Origin of the sequence: Streptomyces sp. NPDC051555 (assembly GCF_044454405.1) — a bacterium.
Taxonomy (GTDB): domain Bacteria; phylum Actinomycetota; class Actinomycetes; order Streptomycetales; family Streptomycetaceae; genus Streptomyces.
The window spans coordinates 305,758-312,233 of the sequence record NZ_JBITDP010000009.1; the positions used below are offsets into that span (position 1 = coordinate 305,758).

5 protein-coding genes are annotated in these 6,476 nt (G+C 73.4%); 4 read left to right on the top strand and 1 reads right to left on the bottom strand.

Features of this window, described 5'->3' with window-relative positions:
• Window positions 1-3 precede the first annotated feature (3 nt).
• The 4 genes from ACIBEA_RS21035 to ACIBEA_RS21050 all read left to right on the top strand — a co-directional run bounded on the left by ACIBEA_RS21035 (window position 4) and on the right by ACIBEA_RS21050 (window position 4,809).
• Window positions 4-558: a GNAT family N-acetyltransferase gene (locus ACIBEA_RS21035; protein WP_399262968.1), complete on the top strand. Its 555-nt coding sequence runs from the start codon at window positions 4-6 to the stop codon at window positions 556-558.
• A 149-nt stretch (window positions 559-707) separates the two neighbouring features.
• Complete coding sequence (locus ACIBEA_RS21040) at window positions 708-1,304, top strand: hypothetical protein (RefSeq protein WP_399262970.1); 597 nt, start codon at window positions 708-710, stop codon at window positions 1,302-1,304.
• Between the two features lie 215 nt (window positions 1,305-1,519).
• Entirely contained in the window at window positions 1,520-1,693 is a 174-nt protein-coding gene (locus ACIBEA_RS21045) for a hypothetical protein (protein ID WP_399262971.1), read from the top strand.
• A gap of 80 nt (window positions 1,694-1,773) precedes the next feature.
• On the top strand, window positions 1,774-4,809 hold the full coding sequence (locus tag ACIBEA_RS21050; RefSeq protein ID WP_399263012.1) for an AAA family ATPase: 3,036 nt from the start codon (window positions 1,774-1,776) through the stop codon (window positions 4,807-4,809).
• Between the two features lie 72 nt (window positions 4,810-4,881).
• Here the strand turns inward: ACIBEA_RS21050 and ACIBEA_RS21055 are convergent, their stop codons facing one another.
• Window positions 4,882-6,075: a PQQ-dependent sugar dehydrogenase gene (locus ACIBEA_RS21055; RefSeq protein ID WP_399263014.1), complete on the bottom strand. Its 1,194-nt coding sequence runs from the start codon at window positions 6,073-6,075 to the stop codon at window positions 4,882-4,884.
• Between the last annotated feature and the right edge of the window lie 401 nt (window positions 6,076-6,476).

The window sequence follows — 6,476 nt, forward strand, 5'->3', positions numbered from 1 at the left end:
CGCATGTTCTCGATACATCTGGCCGACGACGCCCAGCTGTTCCCCCTGGAGATCCGGCACGCCGAAGAGTTCTTCGCGCACATGGAGCGCGGCCGCGCGTACATCGGGGAGCACATCGGCTTCCCCGACGCCGCCACCGACCTCGGGTCGGCCCGCACCCTGCTGGGGAACTACGCCCAGAAGGCGGCCACCGACACGGGCCGGCTCTACGGCATCCGGGTCGACGGCACCCTCGTCGGCGGGGTCCTCTTCCGGACCTTCGACGCGGACGGCGGCACCTGCGAGATCGGCTGCTGGCTGGAGCCGACCGCCGCCGGGCGCGGCCTGATCACCAAGGCCTGCCGGATCCTGATCGACTACGCGTTCCGGGAGCGCGGCATGCGCCGCATCGAGTGGCACGCCTCCGCCCTCAACACCAAGAGCCTCGCCGTCGCCCAGCGCCTCGGCATGACCCGCGAGGGCGTGATGCGCGAGAGCCACCGCCACCGGGGCGTCCTCCAGAACACCGAGGTCTGGGCGCTCCTCGCCCACGAATGGGACGCCGCCCAGCAGGGCTGAGCCCACCGACCTGCGCACCCGTCCGACCGCGGTCGGACGGGTCGTCCGGACCTGCGGACCCGGGCGGCGGCCGCCCGCGGGCGGCCCGGTGGACGGCCGCACATGCGGCTCTCAGGAACCTCTCAGATACGCCGCCTACGGTGCCCCGCATGGACACCACGAAGACCCCCGCCCAGAACGCGCCCGAGTCGGACTCCAAGGAGTCGACCGAGGCCACCGTCACCGCAACCACCGCCACCGATGTCGAGGTCACCGATATCGCGGACGTGGTCGGCGACCCGGACGGGGAGCTCGACGACGAGGAGTCCGAGGCGTTCCTGGACCAGGACGCCGAGGACCGCCCCACCGGTGTCTTCTCCGCGGCCGCGGCCATCGCGGGCGCCGGTCTCTCCCTCGTGGCCCTCAGCGGCACCTGGGTCGCCCGGGTGATCACCGAGCGCCAGGGCCTCATAGGCCAGATCGATTCGGTCAACGCCACCTCGACCGAACAGAAGATCCAGGCCCTGTACAGCGACGGCTGGCACATGACCGCCCTCGTCAACGGCGTCTTCTCCACGATCGCCCTCCTCATCGGCATGTTCGTGCTGGTCGGTCCCTCCTTCGGCGCCCCCGGTCGGGTCAACCCGCAGTGGGTCAAGGCAGTCTCCTGGGTCGCCGTCGCGCTCGGCGTCATCGGCGTGCTGATCTTCGGCCTCATGTACTTCGACGTCCTCTTCCCCCTCCCCAAGGCCGCGGCCGCCGCCTAGGCCCCCTGCCTGAGCCCCCCTGCCTAGGCCCCGTGCCTAGGCCGCCGGGTGGGTAGGGGCCCCGCCTTAGTCCGCCCGGCGCCCCGGGGCCACCCGCCTAAGGCCCCCGACCGCACCGAGATGCGGCATGCGCCCGATGCCCTCGCACCCCCTGGGACGAGATTCTTGGATCACACCGAACGAGGTGCCCGAGAAACAGGACCAGGGAGTACGAGATGTTCGTGTACGAGATCGCCATCGCCCACCGCGACGAGCTCATCCGTGAGGCCGCCGAGTACCGCCAGGTGCGCCTGGCCAAGGCCCGGGTCGGGCGCCGCGCCTTCTCTCTCAAGAAGGCCTCGGAAAGGCCGGTGAGGGAGACCCGCAGCCGGTTCACCCCGGCCGCGTAACCCGCGCCACGCACCACGTGATCTGACACGTGATGAGAAGCGCACCAATATCCGGTGTCACTCCCGAGCGACGCTGTGCGATGCTCGGCGGCGTGGAGACCAGATCTGTCAGCCCGGTGTTCGTCGGCCGCGCCGATGAACTGGCCGTACTCACCGACGCACTGACCCGGGCCGCGGGCCCGGAACCGCAAGCCCTCCTCATCGGGGGCGAGGCCGGGGTCGGCAAGACCCGCCTCACCGAGGAGTTCCTCGCGGAGGCCGAGCGGCGCGGCGCCGTCGTCGCCGTCGGCGGCTGTGTGGAGATAGGGGCGGAGGGTCTTCCCTTCGCCCCCTTCTCCGCTGCCCTGCGCAGCCTGCGCCGCCAGCTCCCCGAGCAGCTGACCGCCGCCGCCGCGGGCCAGGAGGACGAACTCGCCCGGATCCTCCCCGAGCTCGGCGAGACCCCCCGCGGACCGCACGACGAGGAGAGTACCGCCCGGCTCTTCGAGCTGACCGTACGCCTGCTGGAACGCCTCGCCGCCGACCGCACCGTCGTCATCGTCCTGGAAGACCTGCACTGGTCGGACACCTCGACCCGGCACCTCCTCGCCTACCTCCTGCGCACCCTCTCCACCGGCCGGCTCGTCGTCGTCGCCACCTACCGCGCCGACGACATCCACCGCCGCCACCCGCTGCGCCCGCTGCTCGCCGAACTCGACCGGCTGCGCTCCGTCCAGCGGATCGAGCTGTCCCGCTTCAACCGCGCGGAAGTGCGCCGCCAACTTGCCGGGATCCTGGCCGCGCCGCCCGAAGAGGCACTGGTCGAGACCGTCTTCGACCGCTCCGACGGCAACGCCTTCTTCGTCGAGGAACTGGTCGCCTGCCGCGAGAGCGGCTGTCGCACCGGCCTCACCGAATCCCTGCGCGACCTGCTGCTCGTGCGCGTCGAGGTGCTGCCCGACGCCGCCCAGCGTGTGGTGCGCATCGTCGCCGAAGGCGGCTCCACCGTCGAACACGAACTCCTCCTCGCTGTCGCCCAGCTGACCGAGGACGCCCTGATCGAGGCGCTGCGCGCCGCCGTCGGCGCCAACATCCTGCTGGCCAGCGCCGACCGGGACGGCTACCGCTTCCGGCACTCCCTCGTCCGCGAAGCCGTCAGCGACGACCTGCTGCCGGGCGAACGGGCCCGCGTCAACCGCCGCTACGCACAGGCCATGGAGGCCGACGAGAACCTCGTCTGCAGCTCGGAGCGGACCATCCGGCTCGCGAGCTACTGGTACTACGCCAACGACCCGGCCAAGGCCCTGCCCGCCGTGCTCGCCGCCTCCGTCACCGCCCGCCGCCGACACGCCTACTCCGAACAGCTCCGGCTGCTGGACCGGGCCATCGACCTGTGGGAGAGCGCGCCCGCGGAGGTCCGCGCGGAGCTGCGGCCGGCGGACTACACCGAGGTGTACCCGCCCTGCGGCTGCGACCCGGAAACCACCCCGCTGCGCCGGCTCGACCTGCTGGCCGAGGCCACCGTCGCGGCCCGCTTCGGCGGCGAGCGCGATCGCGCCCTGAAGATAACCAAGATGGCCCTGCGGGTGCTGGAGGACGAGGACGACCCGCTGCGCTCCGCCTGGTTCTGGACCGAGCGCTCCAAGCTGGTCGCCAGCCTGGGCCGCGGCGACGGCTGGACCGAACTGAGCACCGCCCAGGAACTCGTCCAGGGGCTGCCCCCGTCCCACGTGCACGCCGAAGTGCTCTCCCGCGCCGCGGGGTGGGGCATGATCCACAACCCCGGCCTCGACAACATCGCGGCCGCCGAACGCGCCGTCGAGTACGCGCGGATGGTCGGCGCCCAGGAAGTCGAACTGCACTCCCGCATCACCCTGGGCTCCCTCCTCGCGGACGCCGGGGACGTGGCGGGAGGGCTCGCCCTGATGGAGGAGGTCAAGGTACGGGCCGCCGAACTGGGCCTGGCCATGCTCTCGGGTCGTGTTCACATCAATCTCACCTCTCAGCTCGAAAACAACGGCCGCTCACGGGAAGCGGTGGAACTCGCGGAGGCGGGGGTCCAACTCGTCGGAGCCTCCCGGCTCCTGGACTCCGAGGCCTGGGTCCGCGGCAACATGGCGGAGAGCCTGTACAGCCTCGGCCGCTGGGACGAGGCCACCGAGGCGGCCCAACGCACCCTGCGCGTCAGCCAGAGCGCCGCCCCGCGCGGCATGGCCTCGGCACGCCTGTCCTACCTCGCCCTGGCCCGCGGCGACGTGGCCGGCGCCGCCCAGTGGCTCGGCGCCGCCCACGAACACTTCGGCACCCACGACGCCCAGCCCCAGCACCGGATCCCGATGTACCGCCTGACGGTCGGCCTGGCCGCGCTGGAGGGCCGGATCGCCGACGTCCGCACGGAGGTCGCCGAGGCGATCGGCGCCGGATTCCCGCTCGGCCACCACCGCTACGCCTGGCCCCTGCTCCTGGCCGCCGCCTCCGCCGAGGCCGACGCCCGGGGCCTCCCGGCCGCCGCCGCGGGCCACGAGGAGGCCGTGCGGATCCTGCGCCGGGCCATGCTCGACCTGGCCGCCCCGGTGCCGCTGTGGGCCGCCCACGCCGACTTCGTCCGCGCCGAACTGCTGCGCGCCGAGGACCGCGACACCCCTGCCGACTGGACCGCCGTCGAGGCCGCGATCGAGCCGCTGGAGCGCCCGTACCTGCTGGCCCGGGCCCGCCACCGGGTCGCCGAGTCACTGCTGGCCGCGGGCGGCGACCGCGAACACGCCGCCGCACTCGTCCGCGCGGCCCACGCGACCGCCGAGCGCCTGGGCTCGCTCCGGCTCCGCGACGACCTGGCCCTGCTCGCCCGGCGCGGCCGCCTCCAGCTCACCGACCCCGACGAGGGCGCCGCCCCGGCTGCCACCGGGCCCGACACCGACCCGGTCGAGAGCCTGGGCCTGACCAGCCGCGAGCGGGACGTACTGCGCCTGGTCGCGGCGGGCCACAGCAACCGTCAGATCGCCGAGGAGCTCTTCATCTCCCCGAAGACGGCCAGCGTCCACGTCTCGAACATCCTGGCCAAGCTGGGCGTCGCCGGCCGCGGCGAGGCGGCCGCCCTCGCCCACCGCCTGCGCCTGTTCACCCCCGTCCCTTCCTGAGCCGGCGGCTCCCGGCCCCGGCGGCCGGGAGCGGCGGGCTACCCGGAGCGGCGGGCGGCCGGGAGCGGCGGGCTACCGGACTGTCAGGCTCAGGATCCGGTCGTCCCCCGCCTCGGGCGTCCCGCGCCCGTCCGTCTCGCTCGTGACCAGCAGCAGCTTGTCCCCGCCCAGGGGCACCACCGTCCGCAGGCGCCCGTACGTCCCCTGGAGGAAGGCCTCGGGCTCCGCGAGCGCCTTGGTGCCGTCCAGCGGGATCCGCCACAGCCTGGCTCCCTTGAGCCCGGCCATCCAGATCGAGCCCTGCGCGAAGGCGATCCCGCTCGGTGAGGCGTCATCGGTCTTCCACTGGGCCACCGGGTCGATGAGACCGGGCTTGCCCGCCTTCCCCTCGGCATCGGGCCAGCCGTAGTTGCCGCCGGGCTGGATCAGATTCAGCTCGTCCCACGTGTCCTGGCCGAACTCCGAGGCCCACAGCCGCTTGTCCTTGTCCCAGGCCAGCCCCTGCACATTGCGGTGCCCGTAGGAGTAGACGACCGAATCGGCCTCCGGATTCCCGTGCACGGGCTGCCCGTCCGGGGTCATCCGGAGGATCTTCCCGCCCAGCGACTTCTTGTCCTGGGCGAGCCCGGTCTCCCCGGTCTCGCCCGTGCCCGCGTAGAGCATCTTGTCCGGGCCGAAGGCGATCCGGCCGCCGTTGTGCACGAGCCCCTTGGGGATCCCCCGGAACACGGTGTCCGGGGAGCCCAGTTGCTGGCCGGGCGCTCTCTGCTCGTCGTATCTGAGCCGGGCGATCCGGTTGTCGGACTCCGTCGTGAAGTACACGTAGACGAGGTGGTCCGAGGCGTACGAGGGCGACAGAGCCAGACCGAGCAGCCCGCCCTCGCCGCCCGGAGCCACCCCGGAGACCTTGCCGATCTCCGTCGGCTTCCCCGTCTTCGTGTCGACCCGGGTGATCGTGCCCTTGTCCCGCGAGGCGACCAGTAGGTCCCCGCCCGGCAAGGGGGCCACGCCCCACGGCGATTCCAGACCCTTGGCCACCTCGCCGGACACCGCCACCGACCCCTTCGCCGGTGGCCCCGGGGCCGAGGCCCCCGCAGAGGCGGGACCGCCCCCCGAAGGGCTCGCCCCCTTCGCCGGTGGCGAGGAACCCGCCGGAGCCCCGGACCCCGGCCCGCCGGCCGGAGCGCACCCGACCACCAGCAACGCCCCGCACCCGGCCAAGCCCACGGCCGCCCACACACCCCGTGCTGCGCCGCGGCCCCGCATCGCTCCCACACCCATCGCCCCGCTCCCTTCTACTGCCCACTGCCCGCTGCCCGTCGATCCTGCCGGTCACCAGTCTCAACAGCCGGCACAGTCGGCGAAGTTCCACCCCTTCGTACACTCGATCGAGTGGGGATGGACGGCCCCGAACGGGGAAGAGGGCGATCCGGACACCCCGGCGCGGTCGGGGTGGGGACGGGCAGGAGTGTCCCCGCAGGACGAGCGGTCCCCACCGCGAAGCTGCTCCGACGAACCCGCAGCCGCGAGCCGAGGAGACACTCGTGCCCGTCCCCCCCCCCCCCCCCCCCCCCCCCCCCCCCCCCCCCCCCCCCCCCCCCGGGCACCCCCCCCCCCCCCCCGGACCCCCCCCCCCCCCCCACCCCCCCCCCCCCCAACCCCCAAAC

Bases quoted from the DNA above. Each gene is read 5' to 3' on its own strand.
- ACIBEA_RS21035 (WP_399262968.1), top strand. From the start codon at position 4: ATGTTCTCGATACATCTGGCCGACGACGCCCAGCTGTTCCCCCTGGAG.
- ACIBEA_RS21040 (WP_399262970.1), top strand. From the start codon at position 708: ATGGACACCACGAAGACCCCCGCCCAGAACGCGCCCGAGTCGGACTCC.
- ACIBEA_RS21045 (WP_399262971.1), top strand. From the start codon at position 1,520: ATGTTCGTGTACGAGATCGCCATCGCCCACCGCGACGAGCTCATCCGT.
- ACIBEA_RS21050 (WP_399263012.1), top strand. From the start codon at position 1,774: ATGCTCGGCGGCGTGGAGACCAGATCTGTCAGCCCGGTGTTCGTCGGC.
- ACIBEA_RS21055 (WP_399263014.1), bottom strand. From the start codon at position 6,075: ATGCGGGGCCGCGGCGCAGCACGGGGTGTGTGGGCGGCCGTGGGCTTG.